Annotated in this window: 29 protein-coding genes; 20 read left to right on the top strand and 9 right to left on the bottom strand. The window is 66.8% G+C overall.

All coding sequences use genetic code 11. From position 1 onward, the window contains the following. Positions 1-72: 72 nt before the first annotated feature. Together J2X50_RS07930 and J2X50_RS07925 are read left to right on the top strand one after the other, a co-directional pair. Positions 73-318 carry a type II toxin-antitoxin system VapB family antitoxin gene (locus J2X50_RS07930; RefSeq protein WP_429093688.1) on the top strand — a complete coding sequence of 82 codons (246 nt, stop codon included), beginning with the start codon at positions 73-75 and terminating at the stop codon, positions 316-318. Continuing rightward, positions 318-740 carry a type II toxin-antitoxin system VapC family toxin gene (locus tag J2X50_RS07925; RefSeq protein WP_429093686.1) on the top strand — a complete coding sequence of 141 codons (423 nt, stop codon included), beginning with the start codon at positions 318-320 and terminating at the stop codon, positions 738-740. Before J2X50_RS07930 ends, J2X50_RS07925 begins: the two co-directional genes overlap by 1 nt. Before the next feature lie 21 nt (positions 741-761). Here J2X50_RS07925 and J2X50_RS07920 read toward each other — a convergent pair whose 3' ends face one another. Further along, positions 762-2,003, bottom strand: coding sequence for an MFS transporter (locus J2X50_RS07920; protein WP_429093768.1), 1,242 nt, complete (start codon positions 2,001-2,003; stop codon positions 762-764). A gap of 234 nt (positions 2,004-2,237) precedes the next feature. On the opposite strand from J2X50_RS07920, the gene J2X50_RS07915 reads away from it, so the two are divergent. The 6 genes from J2X50_RS07915 to J2X50_RS07890 all read left to right on the top strand — a co-directional run bounded on the left by J2X50_RS07915 (position 2,238) and on the right by J2X50_RS07890 (position 7,917). After that, complete coding sequence (locus J2X50_RS07915; protein WP_429093684.1) at positions 2,238-2,756, top strand: sigma-70 family RNA polymerase sigma factor; 519 nt, start codon at positions 2,238-2,240, stop codon at positions 2,754-2,756. Next, the gene (locus tag J2X50_RS07910) at positions 2,753-3,547 is read left to right on the top strand and encodes an anti-sigma factor family protein (RefSeq protein ID WP_429093682.1); all 795 of its coding nucleotides are present in this window, start codon (positions 2,753-2,755) and stop codon (positions 3,545-3,547) included. Before J2X50_RS07915 ends, J2X50_RS07910 begins: the two co-directional genes overlap by 4 nt. A gap of 187 nt (positions 3,548-3,734) precedes the next feature. Next, positions 3,735-4,841: a peptidase C39 family protein gene (locus J2X50_RS07905; protein ID WP_429093680.1), complete on the top strand. Its 1,107-nt coding sequence runs from the start codon at positions 3,735-3,737 to the stop codon at positions 4,839-4,841. Further along, entirely contained in the window at positions 4,838-6,298 is a 1,461-nt protein-coding gene (locus J2X50_RS07900; RefSeq protein WP_429093679.1) for a RimK family protein, read from the top strand. The genes J2X50_RS07905 and J2X50_RS07900 overlap by 4 nt, the downstream gene beginning before the upstream one ends. A 53-nt stretch (positions 6,299-6,351) precedes the next feature. Beyond that, positions 6,352-6,624, top strand: a complete 273-nt coding sequence (locus J2X50_RS07895) for a DUF3303 domain-containing protein (RefSeq protein WP_429093676.1) — start codon at positions 6,352-6,354, stop codon at positions 6,622-6,624. A gap of 105 nt (positions 6,625-6,729) precedes the next feature. Next, positions 6,730-7,917 (top strand): low temperature requirement protein A, encoded by a 1,188-nt coding sequence (locus J2X50_RS07890; protein ID WP_429093673.1) that lies wholly within the window; start codon positions 6,730-6,732, stop codon positions 7,915-7,917. A gap of 6 nt (positions 7,918-7,923) precedes the next feature. Here the strand turns inward: J2X50_RS07890 and J2X50_RS07885 are convergent, their stop codons facing one another. Then, a complete protein-coding gene (locus tag J2X50_RS07885) occupies positions 7,924-8,673 on the bottom strand; it encodes a TSUP family transporter (RefSeq protein WP_429093670.1) in 750 nt (249 codons plus the stop codon). A gap of 175 nt (positions 8,674-8,848) precedes the next feature. On the opposite strand from J2X50_RS07885, the gene J2X50_RS07880 reads away from it, so the two are divergent. Then, positions 8,849-9,475, top strand: coding sequence for a glutathione S-transferase family protein (locus J2X50_RS07880; RefSeq protein ID WP_429093667.1), 627 nt, complete (start codon positions 8,849-8,851; stop codon positions 9,473-9,475). Between the two features lie 5 nt (positions 9,476-9,480). On the opposite strand, the gene J2X50_RS07875 is transcribed toward J2X50_RS07880, so the two are convergent. Further along, entirely contained in the window at positions 9,481-10,092 is a 612-nt protein-coding gene (locus J2X50_RS07875; RefSeq protein ID WP_429093664.1) for an HD domain-containing protein, read from the bottom strand. Further along, positions 10,092-10,967 (bottom strand): YgfZ/GcvT domain-containing protein, encoded by an 876-nt coding sequence (locus J2X50_RS07870; RefSeq protein WP_429093661.1) that lies wholly within the window; start codon positions 10,965-10,967, stop codon positions 10,092-10,094. The genes J2X50_RS07875 and J2X50_RS07870 overlap by 1 nt, the downstream gene beginning before the upstream one ends. A 69-nt stretch (positions 10,968-11,036) precedes the next feature. Between J2X50_RS07870 and J2X50_RS07865 the strand changes: the two genes are divergently transcribed. Next, complete coding sequence (locus J2X50_RS07865) at positions 11,037-12,368, top strand: dihydroorotase (protein WP_429093658.1); 1,332 nt, start codon at positions 11,037-11,039, stop codon at positions 12,366-12,368. Between the two features lie 137 nt (positions 12,369-12,505). Here J2X50_RS07865 and J2X50_RS07860 read toward each other — a convergent pair whose 3' ends face one another. The 4 genes from J2X50_RS07860 to J2X50_RS07845 form a co-directional block, all read right to left on the bottom strand. Continuing rightward, on the bottom strand, positions 12,506-13,315 hold the full coding sequence (locus J2X50_RS07860) for a hypothetical protein (RefSeq protein WP_429093655.1): 810 nt from the start codon (positions 13,313-13,315) through the stop codon (positions 12,506-12,508). 84 nt (positions 13,316-13,399) lie between these two features. Next, positions 13,400-13,657, bottom strand: a complete 258-nt coding sequence (locus J2X50_RS07855; RefSeq protein WP_340035714.1) for a hypothetical protein — start codon at positions 13,655-13,657, stop codon at positions 13,400-13,402. A gap of 133 nt (positions 13,658-13,790) precedes the next feature. Beyond that, positions 13,791-14,168, bottom strand: a complete 378-nt coding sequence (locus tag J2X50_RS07850) for a TIGR02301 family protein (protein WP_429093652.1) — start codon at positions 14,166-14,168, stop codon at positions 13,791-13,793. A gap of 48 nt (positions 14,169-14,216) precedes the next feature. After that, the gene (locus J2X50_RS07845) at positions 14,217-14,639 is read right to left on the bottom strand and encodes an NUDIX hydrolase (RefSeq protein ID WP_429093649.1); all 423 of its coding nucleotides are present in this window, start codon (positions 14,637-14,639) and stop codon (positions 14,217-14,219) included. A 128-nt stretch (positions 14,640-14,767) separates the two neighbouring features. Here J2X50_RS07845 and J2X50_RS07840 point away from each other — a divergent pair, with 128 nt between their 5' ends. Further along, positions 14,768-15,547, top strand: a complete 780-nt coding sequence (locus tag J2X50_RS07840) for an SOS response-associated peptidase (protein ID WP_429093646.1) — start codon at positions 14,768-14,770, stop codon at positions 15,545-15,547. Positions 15,548-15,657: 110 nt separating this feature from the next. Further along, positions 15,658-16,275, top strand: a complete 618-nt coding sequence (locus J2X50_RS07835) for a LysE/ArgO family amino acid transporter (RefSeq protein WP_429093643.1) — start codon at positions 15,658-15,660, stop codon at positions 16,273-16,275. Here the strand turns inward: J2X50_RS07835 and J2X50_RS07830 are convergent, their stop codons facing one another. Then, entirely contained in the window at positions 16,276-16,428 is a 153-nt protein-coding gene (locus tag J2X50_RS07830) for a transcriptional regulator (RefSeq protein WP_429093640.1), read from the bottom strand. Between the two features lie 446 nt (positions 16,429-16,874). Here J2X50_RS07830 and cysS point away from each other — a divergent pair, with 446 nt between their 5' ends. The 8 genes from cysS (at position 16,875) to cimA (ending at position 23,576) form a co-directional block, all read left to right on the top strand. Then, on the top strand, positions 16,875-18,326 hold the full coding sequence (gene cysS / locus J2X50_RS07825; protein ID WP_429093637.1) for a cysteine--tRNA ligase: 1,452 nt from the start codon (positions 16,875-16,877) through the stop codon (positions 18,324-18,326). Between the two features lie 247 nt (positions 18,327-18,573). After that, complete coding sequence (locus J2X50_RS07820; protein WP_429093634.1) at positions 18,574-18,972, top strand: endonuclease domain-containing protein; 399 nt, start codon at positions 18,574-18,576, stop codon at positions 18,970-18,972. Further along, on the top strand, positions 18,969-19,349 hold the full coding sequence (locus tag J2X50_RS07815; protein ID WP_429093631.1) for a VOC family protein: 381 nt from the start codon (positions 18,969-18,971) through the stop codon (positions 19,347-19,349). Before J2X50_RS07820 ends, J2X50_RS07815 begins: the two co-directional genes overlap by 4 nt. Before the next feature lie 11 nt (positions 19,350-19,360). Continuing rightward, positions 19,361-19,855 (top strand): GFA family protein, encoded by a 495-nt coding sequence (locus tag J2X50_RS07810; protein ID WP_429093628.1) that lies wholly within the window; start codon positions 19,361-19,363, stop codon positions 19,853-19,855. Further along, positions 19,852-20,325, top strand: coding sequence for a GFA family protein (locus tag J2X50_RS07805; RefSeq protein ID WP_429093625.1), 474 nt, complete (start codon positions 19,852-19,854; stop codon positions 20,323-20,325). Before J2X50_RS07810 ends, J2X50_RS07805 begins: the two co-directional genes overlap by 4 nt. Next, entirely contained in the window at positions 20,322-20,798 is a 477-nt protein-coding gene (locus tag J2X50_RS07800) for a GFA family protein (protein ID WP_429093623.1), read from the top strand. The genes J2X50_RS07805 and J2X50_RS07800 overlap by 4 nt, the downstream gene beginning before the upstream one ends. Beyond that, positions 20,795-21,754 carry a prolyl aminopeptidase gene (pip, locus tag J2X50_RS07795; RefSeq protein ID WP_429093620.1) on the top strand — a complete coding sequence of 320 codons (960 nt, stop codon included), beginning with the start codon at positions 20,795-20,797 and terminating at the stop codon, positions 21,752-21,754. The genes J2X50_RS07800 and pip overlap by 4 nt, the downstream gene beginning before the upstream one ends. A gap of 208 nt (positions 21,755-21,962) precedes the next feature. Next, positions 21,963-23,576 carry a citramalate synthase gene (gene cimA / locus J2X50_RS07790; protein WP_429093618.1) on the top strand — a complete coding sequence of 538 codons (1,614 nt, stop codon included), beginning with the start codon at positions 21,963-21,965 and terminating at the stop codon, positions 23,574-23,576. Positions 23,577-23,654 lie beyond the last annotated feature (78 nt).

The raw sequence follows: 23,654 nt of genomic DNA, 5'->3' as shown, positions 1-23,654 counted from the left end.
AGCGGAGGCGGCGGCTCGCGCTTGCGCGTATATCCCGAAGGGGATATCTGTATATCAAGGAAGGATATGCGGATGCCGCTCTATATTCGGGACAATGAGGTCGATGCCCTGGCGGCCGAATTGCAGGCCGTCTCGGGAGCGCAAAGCAAGACGGAAGCCGTGCGGGCGGCGCTGCAGCACGAACTCCAGCGCCACCGCGCCAAGGTGCCGCTGCGCGAACGCCTCGCCAAGCTGCAGGCGCGGGCCGCGGAACTGGGGCTGCCCAACCGCGACTTCGACATGAAAAGGTTCACGGATTCGATGTGGGGCGACGACTGATGTTCGTCGACGCGTCGGCCATCGTCGCCATCCTCAACCAGGAGCCCGGCTGGGAGGAACTGGTCAAGCAGTTGAGCGGACGCCGCAGCGATTGCCACGTTTCGCCGCTGGTCCGCTTCGAGGCCGTCATGTCGGTCGCCCGGGCCGCGACGGGCGGCAGCGGCAGGAAGCCGACCCGGGAACTGGTGGCGAATGTTGCCGCTGTCGTCGACGACTTCATGGCCGAGATCGGCGCCCGGGAAATGCCGATCTCCAGTGAGATCGGCGCGATCGCGCTCGAGGCCGGCATGCGCTACGGCAAGGCGGTCGGCCATCCCGCCGACCTCAATTTCGGCGATTGCTTCGCCTACGCCTGCGCCAAGACGCTTGGCGCGCCGCTTCTCTACAAGGGCGACGACTTCGCGCGGACCGATCTGGCCTGACGCGGTCAGGCCAGCGTCCTGCTACTCCGCCGCCGCGAGCACCGCCGGCCGGTGCACCGGACGCTCCTTGATCGGCCAGTGGACGACGGCGGCGAACAGGCCGAGCGCGACGCCCAGCCACCACACCGGGTCGTAGGTGCCGAAGCGGTCGTAGAGGTAGCCGCCGAGCCAGACGCCGAGGAACGAGCCGATCTGGTGCGAAAAGAAGACGATGCCGGCGAGCATGCCGAGGTGGCGCGTGCCGAACATGATGGCGACCAGCCCGTTGGTCGGCGGCACGGTGGACAGCCACAACAGGCCCATGAGGGTGGCGAAAACGATGACGCTCGTCGGCGTCTGCGGCAGGAGCAGGAAGGCCGTCACCAGCGCCGAGCGGGCGAGATAGATCCAGGCGAGGAAGATCGGCTTCGAATAGCGCTGGCCGATGATGCCCGAGCCGAGCGAGCCGATGATGTTGAAGAAGCCGATCAGCGCCAGCGCGATCACCGCGTAGCGGGCGTCGATGCCGATGTCGCGGATGTAGGCCGGGAAGTGGGCGGTGATGAACGCCACCTGGAAGCCGCAGACGAAGAAGCCCGAGACGAGCAGGAGATAGCTCTTGTGGGCGAAAGCCTCCGACAGCGCCTGGCCGAGCGTCTGGTCGATTTCGGCCGCCGAAACCTTGCCGGAGCGCGAATTGCCCACCAGCGGGATCGCCAGCACCGGAATTGCGAGCATTGCGATCGCCATGAAGACCAGCGTGTCCGACCAGCCATACGCGTCGATCAGGCCCTGGCTGATCGGGGCGAAGACGAACATGCCGGCCGAGCCCGCGGCGGTGCCGATGCCGAAGACCAGGCTGCGGTTCTGCGGCGTGGTGTTGCGGGCGAAGGCCGCGAGCACGATGCTGAACGAGCCGGCGGCGACGCCGAGGCCGACCAGCACGCCGCCGCTGATGTAGAGCATCGAGGCACTGTCGGCATTGGCCATGAGATAGAGGCCGATCGCATAGAGCACGGCACCCAGGGTCAGCACCCGCCAGCTGCCGAAGCGGTCGGCGAGCGCGCCGAAGATCGGCTGGCCGAGACCCCAGAACAGGTTCTGGATCGCCATGGCGAGGCCGAAGGTGGTACGGTCCCAGCCCTTCTCGGCAAGCATCGGCAGCTGGAAGAAGCCCATCGCCGAGCGCGGGCCGAAGGTGAGGGCGGCGATCAGGCAGCCGCAGATGATGATGAGCCAGGGCACGTTCGACCCCGACCTGGTGTTCACCGCCGCTGCCGTCATCATCGCATCTCCCGTGAGGGGAATGTTTCTAGCCGATCGCACCCGATCCGCATAATCAATTGGTTTCGGCCAATGCTTCAAGAAATCTGATGCGTCGGGAATAGCGCGGCCGTTGCAGGCGTTAGTTTCATGCTTGGGTGACCGGGGACGCGGGCCACCTCTATCCAGCCGCTTGCGCTGCGCCGGCAAGGCGGGTTCAATCGGTGTGCTGTGAAGGGCTTGCGATCCGCGGTGATGGACGAAAAGAAGGCAGCGATACTTGCGGAAATTCCCCGATTGCGCCGGTATGCACGCGCGCTACTGCGCGACCGCGACGCGGCGGACGATCTCGTCCAGGACAGCCTGGAACGGGCGCTCGTCCGCATGGACAACTGGCGCACCGGAGAAAGCCCCAGGAGGTGGCTGTTCACGATCATGCACCATCTGTTCATCGACCAGATGCGCAAGGTGAGCCGGCGCGGAGAGATGGCGATCCTGCCGCTCGATGCCAGCGAAGCCCTGGCCACGCCCGCCATCCAAGCCGAGAGCGTGGCCTCGCGCGAGATCATCGACGCGCTGCAGGCGATCAGCCCGGACCGGCGCGCGGCACTGGTGCTGGTGGCGATCGAAGGTTTTTCGTATGCCGAGGCCGCGACCATGCTCGGCGTGCCGGCCGGCACGCTGATGTCGCGCATTGCCCGCGGGCGCGAGGAACTGCGCGCACTCCTGGACGACCAGGCGCGGCGCCGGACGATAAGGATCGTCGACAGATGAGCGCGCGCCCCTTCACCGAACGTGATATCCACCTGGCGCTCGACGGCGAGCTGCCGGAGGACGAACGCGCCGCCTACCAGGCGTGGCTCGACGCCAATCCGGACATGAAGGCCAGGAGCCTCCGTTATGCCGCCGATCAGGCGGCGCTGCGCGGCGTGCTTGCCGGCGTGCTCGACGAGAGGGTGCCGGCGCGGCTGACGGCTGCCGTCGATGGCGAGGCGCCCAAGCGCAAGCCGGCGTCGCAGTGGTGGCGCATGGCCGCCGCGGCCGCCCTGCTGGTCGCCGGTGGACTGGGCGGGTACCTGGCCGGATCGAGCGAGCTGGGCTTCGGCCCGCATGACGACGACCGGGTGGCCGAGGATGCGCTCGCCGCGCATGCCACCTACATCGCCGATGCGGCGCATCCGGTCGAAGTCAGCGGCGAGAACCCCGACTACCTGACGGGCTGGCTGTCGAAGCGTACCGGGCTGAAGCTGATCGCGCCGGACCTCGCCACCAGCGGCTTCAAGCTGGTCGGCGGCCGCGTCCTGCCGGCCAAGCACGGCACCGCTGCCCTGATGATCTACGAGGACGGCCAGGGCGAGCGCATCTCCGTCTACGTCACGGCCGAGGGCGGCGCCAAGGCGAAGGGAACCTACGGACCCGAGGATGGCGGCGCCCGCGCCGTCTACTGGCTCGACCAGGGCTATGCCTGTGCCATCGTCGGCAACCTGCCGCAGGAGCGGCTGAGCGAGGTCGCGCGCGACGCCTACAAGCAGCTTCTGGCGGGGGCCGGGACGAGCCGGACCTAGCTCGCCGGCGGCCCGTCAGCCAGCGTTGGATTCCTATGAGATTCAAATGCCGGGGACCCGCGCGGCGTGTCACAATAAGGCCCGAATCGAGGCGTGACTGCGCAAGCGATGCGGGCGCGTGACTGCTTCGCAGGGACGTTTCCTTCAGGGGCAATCTTCCCGCCCAAGCGAGGTTCTCAGAGTCCGCATGGCAGCCGACATCCGTACGGCACGCGCTGATGATGTCGATGCGCTCTGCGCCATCGAGAACGCTGTCTTTCCCGGCGACCGCATCTCGCGCCGTTCCTTCCGCCAACTGATCGAACGCGAGACCGCCGAGACGCTCGTCGCCGAATGCGACGGGCGGCTGGCCGGATACGCCATGGTGCTGTTCCGCAAGGGCAGCGGGGTGGCGCGGCTCTATTCCTTCGCCATCGCCCCCGACTTCGGCGGCCGCGGCATCGGCCGCCTGCTGCTCGAATCGGTCGAGCACATCGCCTACGACCACGGCCGCATGATGATGCGGCTCGAGGTGCGCGAGGACAACGCGCGCGCGATCAGGCTCTACGAACAGAACGGCTACCGAAGGATCGGGGTGGAGCCCGACTACTACGACGACGGCATGGCGGCGCTGCGCTACGAGAAGACGCTGCGCGGCGACGTGCCGGTCGCCACAACCGTGCCGTTCTACGCCCAGACCTGCGACTTCACCTGCGGGCCGTGCTGCCTGATGATGGCCATGGCCAATTTCGACCGCGGCTTCGTGCCCGACCCGGTGATGGAGATCAGGCTGTGGCGCGAGGCCACCACCATCTTCATGATGTCGGGGCCGGGCGGCTGCGAGCCCTTCGGGCTGGCGGTGGCCGCGCACGAGGCGGGGCTCGGCACCGAGGTCTTCGTCTCGGCCGCGGGCGCGCTGTTCCTGCAATCGGTGCGCAGCGCCGAGAAGCGGCGGGTGATGGAACTGGCGCAGGCAGACTTCCGCGGCCGCGCCGACAAATACGCCATCCCCGTCACCTACAGGCCGTTCGGCCTCGACGACATCCGGGCGCGGCTGGCCGAGGGCAAGCTGGCGCTCGTGCTGATCTCGGGCTTCCTGATGTTCGGCAAGAAGGTGCCGCACTGGGTGCTCGCCATCGGCGACGACGGCGGCCATATCCTGATCCACGACCCCTGGATAGAGGACGAACAGCGCGAGACCGCCGCCGACGCCGCCAACATCCCGGTGCCCTACGACATCTTCATGCGCATGGCCCAGTTCGGCGCCGACGGCCTGCGCGCAGCCATCATCCTCGGAAAGTCCGCCAGCAAATGACCTGGGTCATCCTCACCGGCCGGCAAAGCGACCTCGACCAGGCCGCGACCCCGCACAAGATCATCACCAACCGCGACTATCTCGCCCATCCGTCGCTGTTCCGCGGCCAGCGGCCGAAGATCATCAACCTGTCCAACCGCTACACCTACCAGAGCCGCGGCTACTATGCCTCGCTGCTCGCCGGCTCGCGCGGCCACAAGGTGATCCCGTCGGTCGAGACGATGATCGACCTGTCGGAGCGCAAGCTTTACGAAAACGCCCTGCCGGAACTGGAGCTGGCGCTCAACAAGTGCCGCAAGGACCTGGGCGGCAGCTTTCCCGCCAAGGTGACGGTCTTCTTCGGCATCGGCCCGTCCAAGGCGTGGGACCGTTTCGCCAAGCTCCTGTTCGACTGGTTCCGCGCGCCGGCGCTGGAGGTGACGATCAAGGACGGCGAGTGGGCCTCGATCCACAAGATCGGCTTTGCCGCGCTGGGGCGGCTGGAGGAGACCGACAAGAGGCGCTTCGTCGCCGCGCTCGACACCTATACCAGCCGGGAATGGCGCGACGGCAGGGCGCGCACGCCCTCGCGCTTTACGTTCGCGACCCTGATCGACCCGCATGAGCAGATGCCGCCGTCGGCGATCACGTCGCTGCGCCACTGGGCTCGCGTCGCCGAGAAGATGGGCGTCGAGGTCGAGCCGATCACCCGGAAGGACCTTGCCAAGCTCGCCAACTACGACGCGCTGTTCATCCGCGAGACGACGTCGATCTCCAACCACACCTACCGCTTCGCGCGCCGCGCCCAGCAGGAGGGCATGCCGGTCATTGACGATCCGCTGTCGATGATCCGCTGCACCAACAAGGTCTATCTGAACGAGCTGATGGCCTACAACAACGTGCCGGTGCCGCCGACCGTGATGATCGCGAGCCCCGCCGACCTGCAGGTCGCAGCCGACACGCTGGGCTTTCCGCTGGTGCTGAAGATCCCCGACAGCTCGTTCTCGCGCGGCGTCAAGAAGGCCCACGACTTTGCCGAGCTGAAGGCGCTGGCCGCGGCGTGGATGGAGGATTCCGACCTGCTGATCGCCCAGAAATACATGCCGACGCAGTATGACTGGCGCATCGGCGTGCTCGGCGGCCAGCCGCTGTTCGCCGTCCACTACCTGATGGCCAAGAAGCACTGGCAGATCGTCAACCACGATCGCGGCGGCAAGCCGGTCGAGGGCGGCATCAAGACCTTCACGCTCAAGCACGCGCCGGCCCATGTGGTGGAGACGGCCGTGCGCGCCGCCCGCTGCATCGGCGACGGGCTCTATGGCGTCGACCTCAAGGAGACCAAGGACGGGGTGTTCGTCATCGAGGTCAACGACAATCCCAACCTCGACCACGGCGTCGAAGACTCCGGCGAGAAGGACGAGGTCTGGGTGCGGCTGACGCAATGGTTCCTCGACCGACTCGAGCGGAACGGGAAGTAGGGACGGCCACCGGCGCCACGGCATCGGCATCCCCGGGGCAGGGAGGACGTGCAATGCAGTTCATCGTCATCGAGGATTTTCGCGGGCGGGACCCCAAGGCGATCTACCGCCGCTTTCGCGACAGGGGGCGGATGGCGCCCGAGGGCTTCGTCGTCCACCACAGCTGGGTCGCGGCCGACCTGAGCCGCTGCTTCATGCTGGTGGAAGCCGACGACGTCACGCTGGTGCAACGCTGGGTCGTCGAATGGCACGACCTCGTCGGCTTCGAGATCGTGCCGGTGGCGACCGGCAAGGACACTGCCGCAGGGCTTGCCCCGCATCTATGACGCGCCGCCGCGTGACGACCATGCGTGGCAGCCGCCGCATCCTTCCCGCTTGACGCGAAGCCTCGCCGCCGTGAATGCTGGCCCCATACGAGAGAGGGGACAGGCATGGCATTGACCGGGGCAAGCCGCGACTATCAACGCAAGCGCAGGAGCGGCGAAAGCGCCAGGGTCGAATTCGTCGAGCTGTTCTTCGACCTGGTCTTCGTCTTCGCCGTCACCCAGCTGTCGCATTTCCTGCTGAAGGACCTCAGCCTCGAGGGTGCGCTCGAAAGCCTGCTCATGCTGATCGCCGTGTGGTGGGTGTGGAACTATACCGCCTGGGTGACCAACTGGCTCGACCCCGGCAAGGCGCCGGTGCGCGGCATGCTGTTTGCGCTGATGCTGGTCGGGCTGATGCTCTCGACCTCGATCCCCGAGGCGTTCGAGGGGCGAGGGCTGCAGTTCGCGCTCGCCTATGTCGCCATGCAGATCGGCCGCACGCTGTTCATGATGTGGGCGCTGCGGAACCACAACCCGGCCAACTACACGAATTTCGTCCGCATCGTCCTCTGGCTGGCGCTGTCGGCCGTCTTCTGGATCGCCGGCGGGCTGGCCGCGCCCGAAAACCGCTTCATGCTCTGGGCCGCCGCACTGGCGATCGAACTGGTTTCGCCGGCGCTGGGCTTCTGGACGCCGTGGCACGGCGCCTCCTCCACGGCCGACTGGGACGTCGAGGGCGGCCACATGTCGGAGCGCAACGCGCTGTTCGTCATCATCGCACTCGGCGAATCGATCCTGGTCTCGGGCGTGAGCTTCGCCGAACTCGAGCTGAACTGGGTCAATCTCGCCGCCTTCCTCACCACCTTCTTCGCATCGGTCGCCATGTGGCTGATCTACTTCAACGTCGGCCAGGAGCTGGCGCATCACAAGATCGCCCATGCCGCCGACACCGGCCAGATCGCGCGTGGCGCCTACACCTATATCCCGATGATCCTGGTGGCTGGCATCATCGTGGTCGCCGTGTCGGACGAACTGGTGCTGGCGCATCCGCTCGGCGATGCGGAGGCGTCGGTGATCTGGACGTCCGTCGGCGGCACCGCGCTCTATCTGGCGGGCAATCTCCTGTTCAAGCGCTACGTGGTCGGCCGGGCGCCGCTGTCGCATATCGTCGGCCTGGCGATGCTTGCGGCGCTGGTACCGGTCGCCATGTTCATGTCGCCGCTGGCGATCGGGGCCGCCACGACGCTCGTGATGGTGCTGGTGGCATATCTCGAACTGCGCGGCCAGCCGGGACGGCACAACCAGGAGGACTGAGCCCGTTCAGCCGCGCAGGCCCTGAACGATCAAAAGCAGGCCGCCGCAGACGACCACCGCATCGAGTATGGCGATGTGGGCGGAATTGGTCAGTCCCGAGGTGAGGCGCCTGGCGACGAAGGCCCCGGGGGTCGCGCAGACGCCGATGAGCAGGGCGAGCGCGACCGAGGACAGCGGCAGGAAGCCGGCCGACTGGAACACCAGCACCTTGGCGAGGCCGAGCGTCATCGAGATGCCGGCGTCGGTGGCGACGACGGCCGTGCCGCCCAGGCCCGAGGCGAGCAGGATGGTGATGAGCACCACGCCCGATCCCGACGTGCCGCCGGCGAGCAGGCCGTAGCCGAACCCGGCGGCGCCGAGGCCGGTGCCGCGCAGGCGGCCGCGGGCGCGCATGAGCAGGCGGCGCAGCGGCACCAGCGCGATGAGCACGGCGCCGATGAGCAACGTGATGCCTGGGCCGGACAGAAGCGTGTAGCCCCAGGCGCCGGCGATGCAGGCGGGGAAGGCGAAGGCGCCGACGGCAAGCGCGGTCGGCCTGTCGAAATCCTTGCGGAACGCGGCCAGCCGGCTGCCATTGGTCATCAGCGCCGAAACGCTGATGATCGGCACCACGGCTTCGGGGCCGACGATGGGCAGCAGCACCGGCGGCAGTAGCAGGCCGGTTCCGTAGCCGGTGACGCCGCCTATGGTGGCCGCCGAGAACGACACGGCCGCCACCAGCAGATATTGCCACAGCGCCACGTCACCGAGGGTCACGACTCAGCCAAGCCTTGTTGCGGATTGCACCACTCTTCTGATGCAATCGCGGGGCGGCCGCAAGCCGGTGCCGTCAAAGCGGCTGCTGGACCATCGGGACCGCGCGGCCGGCGCATGGACGGCGCGCGGCATGGTGTAGTATCCGGTCGGAAAATCGCATCGCGAGGCAGCCACCATGATCCTCATCGGCCAGTATGACAGCCCCTTCGTCCGCCGAGTCGGCATAGCGCTCAGGCTCTACGGCATTCCCTTCGCCCACGAGCCATGGTCGTCCTTCGGCGATGCCGAGAAGATCAGGCGTTACAACCCGCTGACCAGGGTGCCGACGCTGGTGCTCGACGATGACGAGGTGCTGATCGAGAGCCACATCATCCTCGACTATCTCGACAGCCTGGTGCCGGCCGGGCAGGCGATGTTCCCAAGCGCCGAGCCGGAGCGCCACCAGGCGCTGAAGGTCGCGGCACTGGCCACGGGGCTGGGCGACAAGGCGGTGAGCCTGTTCTACGAAGGGCGGCTGCACGAGCGGGTGTCGGAAGTGTGGGTCGAACGCTGCCGCAGGCAGATCGAGAGCGTGCTCGCCGTGCTCGAGGCCGACCGCGTCGCGCGCAAGGGCGAATTCTGGTTCGGCGACCGCATCGGCCATGCCGACATCGCGGTGGCGGTGGTGCTGCGCTTCGTCAACGACGTGCATGGCGCGCTGGTGCGGCTCAGCGACTTCCCGGCGCTCGAGGCGCATTCGGCCAGGCTCGAGGCGATGCCGGTGTTCCAGGAGATCAGCCAGGAATTCATCCCGCCGGCGTGAGGCCTTTACCCCAGGCGCTGCTTCTCGATCGCCTGGAAGCGCTCCACGAAGGCTTTCTGCACGCGCCTGGCCGGCTGCGGCGCCATGTCGAGGCCGTCGACGGAAATGCCGCGCGGGCGGCCGAAATACTGCGTCGCCTCCGCCACCGAGAAGCCGGCGAGCTCCGTCGCCTCGAAATAGGCGGCGATCTGGTCGGCGCGCTTGATGTCCTTCTTCAGCCCCTGGGCGATGGCCGCGGGCAGGCCGAAGCGCAGGTGGATGGCGTGCTGGAGCCGCTCCTCGCAGGATTTGTAGCCGCCGCCGACCACCGACTTGAACGGCGAGATCATGTCGCCGATGACATATTCGGGCGCGTCGTGCAGCAGGGCCGCGAGTTGCGCCTCGGGTGAGGCGGCCGGCGCGATGCGGCGGAAGATCTCTTCGACCAGCAGCGAGTGCTGCGCCACCGAAAACGCGTGGTCGCCCGAGGTCTGGCCGTTCCAGCGGGCGACGCGGGCGAGGCCGTGGGCGATGTCGGCGATTTCGACGTCGAGCGGCGAGGGGTCGAGCAGGTCGAGGCGGCGGCCCGACAGCATGCGCTGCCAGGCGCGGGGCGGGGCGCCGGGACGGTCGGCCATCAGGCCTCTTCCGCGCCGGCGGCTTCGGGATAGGTAAAGCTCGCCCAGTCGGGGATCGCCGGCGTCACCGCGACATCGCCCGCGGTGATTTCGGCGCCGGCGTCGAGCGCTGCCTTGACCCGGTCGATGCGGGCGATGGCGAGGCCGTGGCTGCCCGAGACCGAGCCGAGCGTGCCCACCACCTTGCCGCCGGAGGTCAGATCGGTGCCGGGGGCGGGGAGGTCGGAAGCGGCCGAGACCAAGAGCACGCGGCGGCGGGCGGTGCCGCGGTGCTGCATGCGCGAGACGACCTCCTGGCCGATGAAGCAGCCTTTCTTGAAGCCGACGCCGCCCATCTGGTCGAGCAGCACGTCATGCGGGAAGGCGTCGCCCAGCGCGTAGTCGGGACCGCTTTCGGCGACGCCGGTGGCTGTGCGGAAGGCATGCCAGTCGGCCTCGGAGGCACTGGCTGCAGGCGCAGCGCCGTAATGGCGAAGGACCGGCTGCTGGAAGCGGCCGTCGCGGACGGTTGAATCCGTTTGCGAGGCAGTTGAATCGGGTTGAGAGGCAGCTGAATCATTCTGCCACGAGACCGCTACAACCGGTTGATCCTGTTTGAAAATCTCGGCCTTGGCGCGCAGCCGGTAGAGCATCAGTCGGCGGACGAAATCGTCGGCGACGTCGGCGCGGCACTCGAGCTTCAGCGCATTTTCGCCGCCGCGCGAGACCAGGAAGTCGAACATGATCTTGCCCTGGGGGCTGAGCAGCGCGCCCGGCTTGGCCTCGTGCGCGCCGAGCGCGGCGAGGTCGACGGTCAGGATGTTCTGCAGGAAGTGCTCGGCGTCTGGACCGAAGACATCGATAATGGCGCGGTCGGCGAGAATGGCTGTCGGCATGGACCTGATCTTGCAATTCGGAGAGCCATTACGTAAGCCGCAGGCAATTTCCAGACAAGGGCAACCGCGATGGCTACCAGCTTCGATCTCATCCTCAAGGGCGGGACGGTCGTCAATCATGACGGCATCGGCGTCCGCGACGTCGGCGTGACCAATGGCCGGATCGCCGCGATCGGCGACCTGACGGCTGCCTCGGCCGGCGAGACCATCGACTGTCGCGGCCTGCACATCCTGCCGGGCGTCGTCGACAGCCAGGTGCATTTCCGCGAGCCGGGGCTGGAGCACAAGGAAGACCTGGAGACGGGTTCGCGCGCGGCCGTGCTGGGCGGCGTCACCGCCGTCTTCGAGATGCCCAACACCAATCCGCTGACGACGAGTGAGGCGACGCTCGCCGACAAGGTGAGCCGGGCGACGGCGCGCATGCATTGCGACTTCGCCTTCTGGGTCGGCGGCACGCGCGACAACGCCGGGGACGTCGCCGAGCTGGAGCGCCTGCCGGGTGCGGCCGGCATCAAGGTGTTCATGGGTTCGTCCACCGGCGACCTCTTGGTCGAGGACGACGAGGGCGTGGCATCGATCCTTCGCAACACCCGCCGCCGCGCCGCCTTCCATTCCGAGGACGAATTCCGCCTGCGCGAGCGCCAGAACCTGCGCGTCGAGAACGACCCGTCCTCGCACCCGGTCTGGCGCGACGAGATCGCAGCGCTGCAGTGCACCGAGCGGCTGGTGCGCATCGCCCGCGAGACCCGCGCGCGCATCCACGTGCTGCACATCTCGACGGCCGAGGAGATCGCCTTCCTCGAGCACCACAAGGATGTCGCCACCTGCGAGGCGACGCCGCATCACCTGACCATGAGCTCGGACGACTATGCCCGCCTCGGCACGCTGCTGCAGATGAACCCGCCGGTGCGCGCCGCGCGTCATCGCGACTGCATCTGGCACGGCATCGGCCAGGGCGTCGTCGACGTACTAGGCTCCGACCACGCGCCGCACACGCTGGCCGAGAAGGCCAAGCCCTATCCGGCCTCGCCCTCGGGCATGACCGGCGTGCAGACCTTGGTGCCGATCATGCTCGACCACGTCAATGCCGGGCGGCTGACGCTCGAGCGTTTCGTCGATCTTTCGAGCCACGGCCCGAACCGCATCTTCGGCATGGCGCGCAAGGGCCGCATCGCCGCCGGCTACGACGCCGACTTCACCGTCGTCGACATGAAGCGCAAGGAAACCATCACCAACGCCCAGGCCGGCTCCAAGGCCGGCTGGACGCCCTATGACGGCAAAGAGGTGACAGGCTGGCCGGTGGGCACCATCGTTCGCGGCATCCGTGTCATGTGGGAGGGCGAGATCGCCAACCCGTCGCAGGGCAGGGCGGTGGAGTTTTCGGAAGCGGTGGTGAGGTAATTTTTCTTCTCCCCGTTCACGGGGAGAAGATGCCGGCAGGCAGATGAGGGGCGGAGCCAGCCTCTTGGAATGATGCGCAGCCCCTCATCCGGCCCTTCGGGCCACCTTCTCCCCGTGAACGGGGAGAAGGAAGAAGATCAATCCCCGGCGACGAAGAAGGCCCAGCGACCCTCGGGCGTGATGCCGAGGCGGTAGAAGACGTAGGTGCCGTATTGCTTCATGTCTTCGTAGTCGCCGGCGGTGACGATCTTGAACAGTTCGACCTTCTGGCGCGGGTCGAGCTTCTCCAGCGGCATGCCGAAGAAATAGGGCCAGACATAGAGGTCCTCGTCGGTGCCCTCGCCGAGATGCACGTAGCCGGCGCTCAGCACCTCTTCCATGATGGCGAGGATTTCCTGGCCTTCGCCGTCACCCGACAGGCTCTTGAGGAACTCGATCGGGTCGCCCTCGACGTCGCCGAAGGAGATCTGCGGCATGTCCTCGCCCTTGCCGATCAGCGGCCGGAGCTTTTCGATGTCGCCGGTCTTGGCGGCCTCGACGAGCAGGTTGCGCATGCGCTGCACAGGTTCGGGCAGGCGGCTGAGGTCGTAGACGATCTCGGGCAGCGGCGCCTCGGGGTCGAGATGCGGCATGGCCGGATTGCCGGCGTCTTCCGGCTCGGCCGGCGCCTCCTGCTGCGGTTCGGTGGGCTGGTCCTGCGGCGCCGCCTCGGTGCCGGCCGGCGGCACCTTCTGGATCGGATCCGGCATCGGCACCGCGCTTTCGGGAGTGGCGTTCTGGTCGGCGGGCGCCACCGGGGCGGCCGGTACGGGCAGTTCCTCGCGCTTGATCTCGCTGAGGGCCAGCGCCGAGGACGTGCCGAGCGGCGAGATCGCCAGGGCGGCCGCCACAGCAAGCACCGCAGCTCGCATGGCGGCGCGGGGCGCAAAATCGTTCTGTGGCCGCATCAAGGCTAGACTCTCCGGTATTTCCTCGTGACGGCCGGCATGATGCCGAAACGGCCACGGCTAGTCAAAGAACCGCTGCAGCGCTCAATGCCGCAGGCGCAGCGGCTCGAATTCGCCGGCCTCGACCTTCGCCCGCATGCGGTCGAGCAATGCCAGCGCGGCCTGCTCGCCATTGGCGGCGACGATCTCGGCAAAGGCCGTGGTGAGGGCGGCTTCGGCGATGATCTCGGGCTCGATGCCGGCGGAAAGCCCTTCCGCCCATGCCTCGTTGTGGCTCTCGACGGCGGTCAGTCGCTTTTCTTCCCTGACCAGCGCGTCGATGTCGCTTACGCGTTGTTCCATTTCGGTCTTTCACCCTGTCAAGCGACCCGGTGATTCGGATCAACTTGAGCTATCCCTTTAATGTCCCGTTAAGACACTTAGCACAATCGGCCGTTCGTGTACGGCAGGCAATGCCGTGAAAGTAAATAGCCTGTTAATTGCCGTAGCGCGAGGCGATATCGCGGCTGAGCGTTTCGCCCTCCTTCATGTAGCGCGAGATCGCTTCGGTGGCCGATGCGGTGCAGGCGGTGTAGGTGCCCTCGAACGACCGGTAGCCGCGGTTGAAGCTGGCGATGAAGCGGGCCCGCCGCTCGGGCGTCGGGTTTTCGGACTGGAGCAGCTTCTCCATCTGCTCGCGCCACTGGGTTCCCTTTTCGCCGCAGAGATTGCGCAGGAAATGCAGCGAGCCCATGACCTCGGCCAGGCGCATCAGCCCCGGCTCGAAGGGCGCCTCGACCGCGCGCGCGGGCACCGCGAGGGAGCCGCTCGCAGCGAGCGTCAGGGCAAAGAGAATGGTCGAGGCACGGCGCATAAGCTTTTGTGGCGAAACAAATTGTCCGCCGCAAGGCGGGGCGGACCTCTATCCCGGCAGAATTGCGCTGCCGCCGAGCAGTTCGAGCACGATCTCCAGTGTCGAACCGGTGAGCGGCAGGCGCTCGATCTCATCGAGAGCGAAGAACGCGGCTTCGTCGGCGTCGTCGGCCGCGACCGGTTCGCCTGTGAGGTGCCGCGCCCCGAAGACGGTGAGCAGGTAGACCGAGCCGCCATCGCTGCGGCTGTCGATGAGGATCTCGCGCAGCGGCACGAGTGTGCCCACCTCGATGCCGGTTTCCTCCAGGAGTTCGCGGCGCGCGGCATCCTCCAGGGTTTCGCCGGCCTCGACCCGGCCGCCGGGAAAGGCGTAGAGGCCCTTGGACGGCGCCTGCCCGCGCCTGACCAGCATGATCGCGCGGTCGCGCAGAACGGCGACGGACACGGCCGGGACGATGGTGGTTTCGTTCATTTCGACTGCGCCAGATCTGCTGCGTTGCCCTGCCGGCCCGTTCGCGCGGGCAGGGGAATAAGCTGCTTTAGCGGTTGCGGCGATGGCGATCCATCGCCACTTTGTGGCCGGAACAAGGATTTGAAGTCATGTGCGGACGCATCGCGGTGATCGCCTCGCCCGAGGAGACGGCGGCCTTCATCGGCGTCGGCGACCTCGAGAGCTTTCCGCCGCGCTACAATGTGGCGCCGACCCAGCCGATCCTGGTGGTGATGGCCGGTCCGCAGCGGCCGCCGGGCTCGAACCTGCCCGACCGCGCAGCGCTCCTGGTGCGCTGGGGGCTCATTCCTGCCTGGGCCAAGAACCCTTCGGACCTGCCGCTGCTGTTCAACGCGCGCTCCGAATCGGCAAACGACAAGGCAGCCTTCCGCAATGCCATGCGGCATCGGCGGGCGCTGGTGCCGGTCTCGGGTTTCTACGAGTGGAAGAAGCTGCCGGGCAACCGCCGCCAGCCCTACTGGCTGAGGCCGCGCCGGGGCGGGCTGGTGGCGCTGGCCGGGCTGATGGAAACCTGGAGCGAGCCGGGCGGCTCGGAGATCGATACGGCGGCGATCCTGACCACCGATGCGAGCGCCGACATCGCCCACATCCACGACCGCATGCCCGTGGTGATCCAGCCCGAGGACTTCGCCCGCTGGCTCGACTGCCGCACCCGGGAGCCGCGCGACGTGGCCGAGCTGATGCGGCCGGCGCAGCCGGATTTCTTCGAGCAGATCCCGGTGTCGGAGCTGGTCAACAAGGTCGCCAACATGGGGCCGGAGATACAGGACCGGGTGGAGCCGCTGCCCGAGGCCGCGCCGCCCAAGGTGAGAGTCGCGAAGCCAAAGGCGGAAAAGTCCGGCGACGACGACCAGATGAAGCTGTTCTGACGGCACTGCGTCCGCTTGGACGCGCAACGACGCCCTGGCACTATCGATCTTTGGGTCGTGCTTTCCGAAAATCGATTTCGGTTTTCGGGCCGATGCATTAGAAGGGCCGCGTGACTGGCTCTGTCTTCTCCGCCGCCATTTCCGGTTTCCTGCTCGGCGCCTCGCTCATCATCGCGATCGGCGCGCAGAACGCCTTCATCCTGCGCCAGGGGCTGCTGCGCCAGCACGTCTTCGTGCTTTCGCTGATCTGCGCGCTTTCCGACGCGCTCCTGATCGCCGCAGGCGTCGCCGGCCTCGGCACGCTGATCTCGCAGTCGCCGCGGCTGATCATGGCCGTGACGGTGGGCGGCGCGCTGTTCCTGTTCACCTACGCGGTGATCGCCTTCCGCCGGGCGATGAAGCCCGAGGCGCTGCAGGCCGCCAGGACCGGGGAGGCCAGGCTAGGGCCGGCGGTGGCCGCCTGCCTCGCCTTCACCTTCCTCAACCCGCATGTCTATCTCGACACGGTGGTGCTGCTCGGCGGGCTTTCCGCCGCATACGAGGGCCAGGCGCGCCTTGCCTATGGCATCGGCGCGGCAACCGCGTCATTCGTGTGGTTCTTCGGGCTCGGCTATGGCGCGAGGCTGTTGCAGCCGGTGTTCGCCCGGCCTGCCTCCTGGCGCGTGCTCGACGTGCTGATCGGCATCGTGATGGTGGCGATCGGCGCGAGCCTGGTCGGCCGGATCTAGCTAGGCCGCCTTGACGCGCTTGGGCGCCTTGTCCTTCTTCGGCGCGCAGATCAGCGCGGCGACGATCGCTGCGGGGCCGATGGCCCGGTAGTGCTTGGCGAGTTCGGCGTACTGGCTACGCGCTCGGTCCTGTTCGGCTTGCTTTCGTTTCATTGGTCTCTTCCCTAACGTCAGCTCTGCTGAGAGCGGCTGCATTTGCTTACGGATTCGGTCGAATTCGTGGCAATGCGGCGGCTTCTAGCCCGGCAATGTTTCACTACGGTGCCGGCATACTTAAAAAACTGTTTCAACAGGGCGTCGTTGCGGCCGGATCGGTAAACTTTCATGACGCCGCGTCTTGACGGCAACATGGTGGAGGGCGATAACGCGGCCGATGAAAACGTCTTTCGCCATTTCCGGCATTTGCATTATTGGCTAGCGTTCGCGCTGGTCAGGACGTTTTCGCCTCATCTTCACCAAGACAGGTCAAACGCCCGGGCCAGCAGGCCACGGCGCCGCGCGTCCGTTCGGACGCGCAAAGGACGCCGTGAAACTGAAGTTGGGTGCATGATCCTTTCCGAAAATCGGAGATTTTCGGGGTCCTGCACATGGGGAGTTTCATGTCTGACGCATTCAAAGGGCTTCGCCTTACCAACACGCTGACGCGCACGAAAGAAGACTTCGTGCCGATCGATCCGCAAAACGTGCGGATGTATGTCTGCGGCCCGACGGTCTACGACTTCGCCCATATCGGCAACGCCCGCCCTGCGATTGTCTTCGACGTGCTGTTCCGCCTGCTTCGCCATGTCTATGGCAAGGATGCCGTCACCTATGTGCGCAACCTCACCGACCTCGATGACAAGATCAACGCGCGCGCCCTGCGCGATTTCCCTGACCTGCCGCTGAACGAGGCGATCAGGCGCGTCACCGAAAAGACGGCCAATCAGTACCAGGCCGACGTCAAGGCGCTGGGCTGCCTCGAGCCGACCGTCGAGCCGCGCGCGACCGAGTTCGTGCAGCCGCGCGCCGACGGCCGCGCCGACATGATCACCTTGATTCTGAGCCTCATCGAACGCGGCCATGCCTATGAAGCGGAAGGCGAAGTGCTGTTCGACACCGCCTCGATGGCCGATTACGGCGAGCTGTCGAAGCGCAATCTCGACGAGCAGCAGGCGGGCGCGCGCGTCGAGGTCGAGGCCCACAAGCGCAACCCCGGCGATTTCGTGCTGTGGAAGGCGTCCTCGCCCGAGGAGCCGGGCTGGGAAAGCCCCTGGGGCCGTGGCCGCCCGGGCTGGCACATCGAGTGCTCGGCCATGGCGTCGGCCTATCTCGGCGAGGTCTTCGACATCCATGGCGGCGGGCTCGACCTCATCTTCCCGCACCACGAGAACGAGATCGCCCAGTCGCGCTGCGCCCACGGCACCGACGTGATGGCCAATTACTGGCTGCACAACGGCTTCCTGCAGGTCGAAGGCCAGAAGATGTCCAAGAGCCTGGGCAACTTCTATTCGATCCACGAACTGCTGGAGACCGAGAACTTCGGCGGCCGCAAATGGCCGGGCGAGGTGCTGCGGCTGGCGATGCTGATGACGCATTACCGCGAGCCGATCGATTTTTCGGTTCGCAAGCTGGAAGAGGCGGAGGTGGTGCTCGACGGCTGGTATCGCGCGATCGGCGATACGCCGGTGTCGGACGTTTCCTGCGCCGACGTGCTGGACGCACTCTGCGACGACCTCGGCACCGCAGGCGCGGTGACCGCCCTGCATGAACTGCGCGCCCAGGCCGCCAAGGGCAGCGCCGGCGCGCGCGCCGGCCTCAAGACCAGCGCGGCCATGCTCGGGCTGCTCGGGCAGACCGAAGCCGAATGGTTCGCGGCCAAGGCGACGAGCGCGGCCATCGACGGCGATGCCATTGCCGGACGGATTTCCGCCCGTCTCGCCTTCATTCGCGACAGGAACTGGGCCGAGGCCGACAGGATCCGCGACGAACTGCTGGCTGAGGGCGTGCAGCTGAAGGACGGCAAGGACCCGGTGTCGGGCGAGCGCGTGACGACGTGGGAAGTGAAGCGGTGAATTGCTTGATGAAGCCAACGGATAGGTTGGAGGGACAGCACCCCCCTCTGTCCTGCCGGACATCTCCCCCGCAAGGGGGGAGATCGGCTGTCACCTCTGCTTTCGCCAATCGCCGACGTAGCAGAAGGAACGGTGAGCGCGCCGCTGCCAATCTCCCCCTTTGCGGGGGAGATGTCCGGCAGGACAGAGGGGGGTGTGAAAGAGCGCGACATCTGAAGACAACGCGATATGGAACGAGGGCCTGACCATGGGCCACGACCTCGTCCCGCAGCGTCAGCGCAAGAATGCCAAGGCCATGCGCCACGTCATGACCGAGGCCGAGCTGAAACTGTGGAATGACCTGCGCGCGCACAGGCTGATGGGGTTGGGATTCCGGCGGCAGGTTCCGATAGGACCCTACATAGTCGATTTTGCTTGTTCATCGCATCGCCTGATCGTCGAGGTCGACGGCAGCCAGCATGCGCAGGCCGAACAAGCCGAACGTGATGCGGTGAGGACCGGATATCTTCAGGCAAGCGGCTGGACCATCCTCCGCTTCTGGAACGACGACGTGCTTCGCGATATCGACAATGTCTGCAGTCACATTGTCGCCGTGGCCGGGCGTGGCGGCGCGGCGGCAGGCATGAAGGAGGAGTTCGTGCAATGATCGACCATACGGGCATATCGGTCGCCGATTTCGACAAGGCCAAGGCCTTCTACGACAAGGCTTTGGCGCCGCTCGGCGCCTCGCTGCTGATGATGGTGCCGCCCGAGCACACCGGCGGCGTCAAGGTCGGCGGCTACGGGCGCGAGCGGCCGGTGTTCTGGCTGCACGAGGCGCCGGCAGGGCCGGGGCGGCATTACGCCTTCACCGCCCGCAGCCGGGGCGAGGTCGATGCCTTTTACACGGCCGCGATCGCCGCCGGCGGCAAGGACAATGGCGGGCCGGGGCTCAGGCCGCACTACCATCCCGACTACTACGCCGCCTTCGTCCATGACCCCGACGGCAACAACATCGAGGCCGTGTGCCATGTTCCGGGGTGAGGGGTGACGCGATGAGCCTCGACAACAGGCCGCATTATTCCGGCGGGTGCCAGTGCGGCGCCGTGCGCTTCCATGTCGAGGGTGCGCTCGGCGGCGCATCCGTCTGCCACTGCCGCATGTGCCAGAAGGCGTACGGCAATTTCTACGCGCCGCTGGTTTCCGTGCATCGGGAAGCGAAGCTTGTCTGGACGCGCGGCGAGCCGAAGAAGTTCCGTTCGTCGAACTTTGCCTTCCGTGGCTTCTGCGCCGACTGCGGCACGCCGCTGACCTACGAGGCGCCGGACGGGGTGGCGCTGGCGATCGCCGCCTTCGACGAGCCGGAAGAGATCGCGCCCACGGTGCAGTGGGGGCTCGAGGGCAAGCTGCCTTATGTCGACCACATCCACGAACTGCCGGGCTATGCGACCGAGGACGACCCGGACGCGGCAGACTTCGTCAACGACATCGTCTCCTACCAGCATCCCGACCACGACACCGACCAATGGCCGCCGGAGGATCGCAAATGACCGGGACAACCGGCGGATGCCAGTGCGGCGCCGTGCGCTACCGCGTCGACCAGGCGCTGGACAATGCGCATGTCTGCCATTGCCGCATGTGCCAGAAGGCCTCCGGCAATTATTTCCTGCCGCTGGCGCGTACGGCCAAGGCGAAGTTCACCGTCACGCGCGGCGAGATCGGCTGGTTCCATTCGTCCGACATCGTGCGCCGTGGCTTCTGCCGGAACTGCGGCACGCCGCTGCTGTTCGACGTGGTCGACCGCGACACGATCAATGTCACGCTCGGCTCGCTCGACGACCCGGCGGCGGTGAGGCCCGGGGTCCAGTGCGGCCTGCAAGCCAAGCAGCCCTGGTTCGACGCGCTCGACACGCTCGAACCGTGGACGGACGAGGCGTCATGGTACGCGGCGATCGCGCCGTCCAACCATCAGCATCCAGACCACGACACCGAACAATGGCCTTTGGGGGAAAGATCATGACGGAGAAGGTGAGAACAGGCGGCTGCCAGTGCGGCGCAGTCCGCTTCCGCATCCAGGGCGCGCTGGGCGAGCCCTCGATCTGCCACTGCCGCATGTGCCAGAAGCAGTTCGGCTCGTTCTTCGGCGCCTTTGTCGGCGTGTCGAAGGACGATGTCGAATGGATCCGCGAGGAGCCGGCCTACTTCCAGTCCTCGGTCAACGTCGCCCGCGGCTTCTGCCAGCGCTGCGGCACGCCGATGGCCTACAAGCATCCGGAAGGGCTGGAGATCTCCATCGGCTCCTTCGACGACCGCTCCGACCTCGCCCCCCGGCTGCAGGTCAACCATGTGGCGCGGCTGCCTTGGATCGAGAAGATCTTCGACACACCGGTGCATGACAACCCGGACTATTATGCGCGGCAGGAGCAGATCATCTCCTTCCAGCATCCCGATGAAGAGACGGCCAACTGGCCCGAGCATGGACTGAAACTATGAGCACTGAACTGCGCGGCCTCTATCCCGAGATCGAACCCTTCGACAGCGGCATGCTGGACGTCGGCGACGGCCACAGCATCTATTGGGAGCGCTGCGGCACCAGGGGAGGCAAGCCCGCGGTGTTCCTGCATGGCGGCCCGGGCGGAGGCATCTCGCCCAAGCACCGGCGCCTGTTTGACCCGGAGCTCTACGACATCGTGCTGTTCGACCAGCGCGGCTGCGGCAGGTCGGTGCCGAACGCCTCGCTGGAGGCCAACACGACCTGGCACCTGGTGGCCGACATCGAGCGGCTGCGCGAGATGGCCGGCTTCGACAAGTGGCTGGTGTTCGGCGGTTCCTGGGGCTCGACGCTGGCGCTTGCCTATGCCGAAACGCATCCCGGCCGGGTGAGCGAACTCGTGGTGCGCGGCGTCTACACGCTGACCCGCGCCGAGCTCGAATGGTACTACCAGTTCGGCGTCTCGGAGATGTTCCCCGACAAGTGGGAGCGCTTCGTCAAGCCGATCCCCGAGGCCGAGCGCGGCGACATGATGGCCGCCTACCGCAAGCGGCTGGTGGGCGACGACCGCAAGGCGCAGGTGGAGGCGGCCCTTGCCTGGAGTACCTGGGAAGGCGAGACGATCACGCTGCTGCCCGACCCCGACACTAGCGGCAAGTTCGGCGAGGACGACTTCGCCATCGCCTTTGCCCGCATCGAGAACCATTATTTCGTCCACGCCGGCTGGCTGGAGGAAGGGCAGCTGATCCGCGACGCCCACAAGCTGCACGGCATCCCGGGGGTCATCGTGCACGGGCGCTACGACATGCCGTGCCCGGCGAGATATGCCTGGGCGCTGCACAAGGCCTGGCCTGAGGCCGAGTTCCACCTGATCGAGGGTGCGGGCCACGCTTATTCGGAGCCGGGGATTTTGGATCAGCTGGTCAGGGCGACCGACAGGTTTGCAGGGAAGGCTTGATTATGTATTGCGCTTCTTCGCACCCCCCTCTGTCCTGCCGGACATCTCCCCCGCAAGGGGGGAGATCAGCTGGCATGCCGGCTTTCGCCAATCGCCGGCGTTGCAGGATGGAGCGAGACGTCAATACTGCCGATCTCCCCCCTCGTGGGGGAGATGTCCGGCAGGACAGAGGGGGGCGCCATAGAGCATCTGCCCCCAAGGTGTTGCCATGAAAGAACGCATCTATCTCTTCGACACGACGCTGCGGGACGGCCAGCAGACGCCGGGCATCGACTTCTCCGTCGAGGACAAGATCGCGATCGCCGGCATGCTGGACGAGTTCGGGCTCGACTATGTCGAGGGCGGCTATCCGGGCGCCAACCCGACCGACACGGCCTTCTTCCAGGAGAAGCGCACCAGGCGGGCGAAGTTCGTCGCCTTCGGCATGACCAAGCGGGCAGGGGTGTCGGCCTCCAACGACCCGGGCATCGCCGCACTCGTGCAGGCGAAGTCGGACGCCGTCTGCTACGTCGCCAAGAGCTGGGACTACCACGTGCGGGTGGCGCTCGGCGTCAGCAACGAGGAGAACCTCGAGTCGGTCCGGGCTTCGGTCGAGGCGGCGCGCGCCGCCGGCAAAGAGCCGATGGTCGACTGCGAGCACTTCTTCGACGGCTTCAAGGCCAACCCCGACTATGCACTGGCCTGCGCGCGCACCGCCTACGAGGCCGGCGCGCGCTGGGTGGTGCTGTGCGACACCAATGGCGGCACCCAGCCGTCCGAGGTGGGCGACATCGTCGCCAAGGTGATCGCAGGCGGCATCCCGGGGCAGAATCTCGGCATCCATGCCCATGACGACACCGGCCAGGCGGTGGCCAACTCGCTCGCGGCGATCGAGGCCGGCGTGCGCCAGGTGCAGGGCACCATCAACGGCATCGGCGAGCGCTGCGGCAATGCCAATTTGGTGACGATCATCCCGACGCTGGCGCTCAAGCCGCATTTCGCCGACCGCTTCGAGACCGGCATCTCGGCGGATGCGCTCGGCGGCATCTCGCGCCTGTCGCGGGCCTTCGACGAACTGCTCAACCGCGCGCCGGAAGCGCAGGCGCCCTATGTCGGCTCCTCCGCCTTCGCCACCAAGGCCGGCATCCACGCCTCCGCTATCGCCAAGGAGCCCAAGACCTACGAGCACGTGCCGCCGGAAACGGTGGGCAACCGCCGCAAGGTCATGGTGTCGGACCAGGGCGGCAAGGCCAACTTCATCGCCGAGCTCAGGCGCCGCGGCATCGACGTGCCCAAGGACGATCACAGGCTCGACGCGCTGATCGCGGTGGTCAAGGAGCGCGAGGCGGAAGGCTATGCCTATGAGGGTGCCGACGCGAGCTTCGAGCTTCTGGCGCGCAAGATGCTGCACGGCCTGCCCGAATTCTTCAACGTCACCAGCTTCCGCTGCATGGTCGAGCGCCGCTTCGATGCCAACGGCAACCTGAAGACGGTTTCCGAGGCGATCGTGAAGGTGGTGGTCGACGGCGAGGAGAAGATGTCGGTGGCCGAGGGGCACGGCCCGGTCAACGCGCTCGACATCGCCCTGCGCAAGGACCTCGGCAAGTTCCAGAGCGAGATCGGCGACCTGGAACTGGCCGACTTCAAGGTGCGCATCCTCAACGGCGGCACCGAGGCGATCACCCGTGTCCTGATCGAATCGCACGACGGAACCGGCGCGCGCTGGTGGACGGTCGGGGTGTCGGAGAACATCATCGACGCCTCGTTCCAGGCGCTGATGGATTCGATCGTCTACAAGCTGATGAAGAACCGCGACATGGCGGGCCTGGTGGCGGCGGAGTAGCCGCCGCTACGCCTGCCGGCCGCTGCGGCAGGCGTTGATCCATCAACGAAAAGCGGCTGGACCATCAGTATTTTGAAA

The sequence above is a fragment of the Aminobacter sp. BE322 genome (assembly GCF_050433525.1).
GTDB lineage: Bacteria > Pseudomonadota > Alphaproteobacteria > Rhizobiales > Rhizobiaceae > Aminobacter.
The sequence above is the reverse complement of the archived record's forward strand: the minus strand, read 5'-3'. Positions and strand labels throughout refer to the sequence as shown.

What these genes read in the sequence shown, in the direction of transcription:
- J2X50_RS07930 (WP_429093688.1), top strand. Translation starts at nt 73, where the DNA reads ATGCCGCTCTATATTCGGGACAATGAGGTCGATGCCCTGGCGGCCGAA.
- J2X50_RS07925 (WP_429093686.1), top strand. Translation starts at nt 318, where the DNA reads ATGTTCGTCGACGCGTCGGCCATCGTCGCCATCCTCAACCAGGAGCCC.
- J2X50_RS07920 (WP_429093768.1), bottom strand. Translation starts at nt 2,003, where the DNA reads ATGACGGCAGCGGCGGTGAACACCAGGTCGGGGTCGAACGTGCCCTGG.
- J2X50_RS07915 (WP_429093684.1), top strand. Translation starts at nt 2,238, where the DNA reads ATGGACGAAAAGAAGGCAGCGATACTTGCGGAAATTCCCCGATTGCGC.
- J2X50_RS07910 (WP_429093682.1), top strand. Translation starts at nt 2,753, where the DNA reads ATGAGCGCGCGCCCCTTCACCGAACGTGATATCCACCTGGCGCTCGAC.
- J2X50_RS07905 (WP_429093680.1), top strand. Translation starts at nt 3,735, where the DNA reads ATGGCAGCCGACATCCGTACGGCACGCGCTGATGATGTCGATGCGCTC.
- J2X50_RS07900 (WP_429093679.1), top strand. Translation starts at nt 4,838, where the DNA reads ATGACCTGGGTCATCCTCACCGGCCGGCAAAGCGACCTCGACCAGGCC.
- J2X50_RS07895 (WP_429093676.1), top strand. Translation starts at nt 6,352, where the DNA reads ATGCAGTTCATCGTCATCGAGGATTTTCGCGGGCGGGACCCCAAGGCG.
- J2X50_RS07890 (WP_429093673.1), top strand. Translation starts at nt 6,730, where the DNA reads ATGGCATTGACCGGGGCAAGCCGCGACTATCAACGCAAGCGCAGGAGC.
- J2X50_RS07880 (WP_429093667.1), top strand. Translation starts at nt 8,849, where the DNA reads ATGATCCTCATCGGCCAGTATGACAGCCCCTTCGTCCGCCGAGTCGGC.
- J2X50_RS07875 (WP_429093664.1), bottom strand. Translation starts at nt 10,092, where the DNA reads ATGGCCGACCGTCCCGGCGCCCCGCCCCGCGCCTGGCAGCGCATGCTG.
- J2X50_RS07870 (WP_429093661.1), bottom strand. Translation starts at nt 10,967, where the DNA reads ATGCCGACAGCCATTCTCGCCGACCGCGCCATTATCGATGTCTTCGGT.
- J2X50_RS07865 (WP_429093658.1), top strand. Translation starts at nt 11,037, where the DNA reads ATGGCTACCAGCTTCGATCTCATCCTCAAGGGCGGGACGGTCGTCAAT.
- J2X50_RS07860 (WP_429093655.1), bottom strand. Translation starts at nt 13,315, where the DNA reads ATGCGGCCACAGAACGATTTTGCGCCCCGCGCCGCCATGCGAGCTGCG.
- J2X50_RS07855 (WP_340035714.1), bottom strand. Translation starts at nt 13,657, where the DNA reads ATGGAACAACGCGTAAGCGACATCGACGCGCTGGTCAGGGAAGAAAAG.
- J2X50_RS07850 (WP_429093652.1), bottom strand. Translation starts at nt 14,168, where the DNA reads ATGCGCCGTGCCTCGACCATTCTCTTTGCCCTGACGCTCGCTGCGAGC.
- J2X50_RS07845 (WP_429093649.1), bottom strand. Translation starts at nt 14,639, where the DNA reads ATGAACGAAACCACCATCGTCCCGGCCGTGTCCGTCGCCGTTCTGCGC.
- J2X50_RS07840 (WP_429093646.1), top strand. Translation starts at nt 14,768, where the DNA reads ATGTGCGGACGCATCGCGGTGATCGCCTCGCCCGAGGAGACGGCGGCC.
- J2X50_RS07830 (WP_429093640.1), bottom strand. Translation starts at nt 16,428, where the DNA reads ATGAAACGAAAGCAAGCCGAACAGGACCGAGCGCGTAGCCAGTACGCC.
- cysS (WP_429093637.1), top strand. Translation starts at nt 16,875, where the DNA reads ATGTCTGACGCATTCAAAGGGCTTCGCCTTACCAACACGCTGACGCGC.
- J2X50_RS07820 (WP_429093634.1), top strand. Translation starts at nt 18,574, where the DNA reads ATGGGCCACGACCTCGTCCCGCAGCGTCAGCGCAAGAATGCCAAGGCC.
- J2X50_RS07815 (WP_429093631.1), top strand. Translation starts at nt 18,969, where the DNA reads ATGATCGACCATACGGGCATATCGGTCGCCGATTTCGACAAGGCCAAG.
- J2X50_RS07810 (WP_429093628.1), top strand. Translation starts at nt 19,361, where the DNA reads ATGAGCCTCGACAACAGGCCGCATTATTCCGGCGGGTGCCAGTGCGGC.
- J2X50_RS07805 (WP_429093625.1), top strand. Translation starts at nt 19,852, where the DNA reads ATGACCGGGACAACCGGCGGATGCCAGTGCGGCGCCGTGCGCTACCGC.
- J2X50_RS07800 (WP_429093623.1), top strand. Translation starts at nt 20,322, where the DNA reads ATGACGGAGAAGGTGAGAACAGGCGGCTGCCAGTGCGGCGCAGTCCGC.
- pip (WP_429093620.1), top strand. Translation starts at nt 20,795, where the DNA reads ATGAGCACTGAACTGCGCGGCCTCTATCCCGAGATCGAACCCTTCGAC.
- cimA (WP_429093618.1), top strand. Translation starts at nt 21,963, where the DNA reads ATGAAAGAACGCATCTATCTCTTCGACACGACGCTGCGGGACGGCCAG.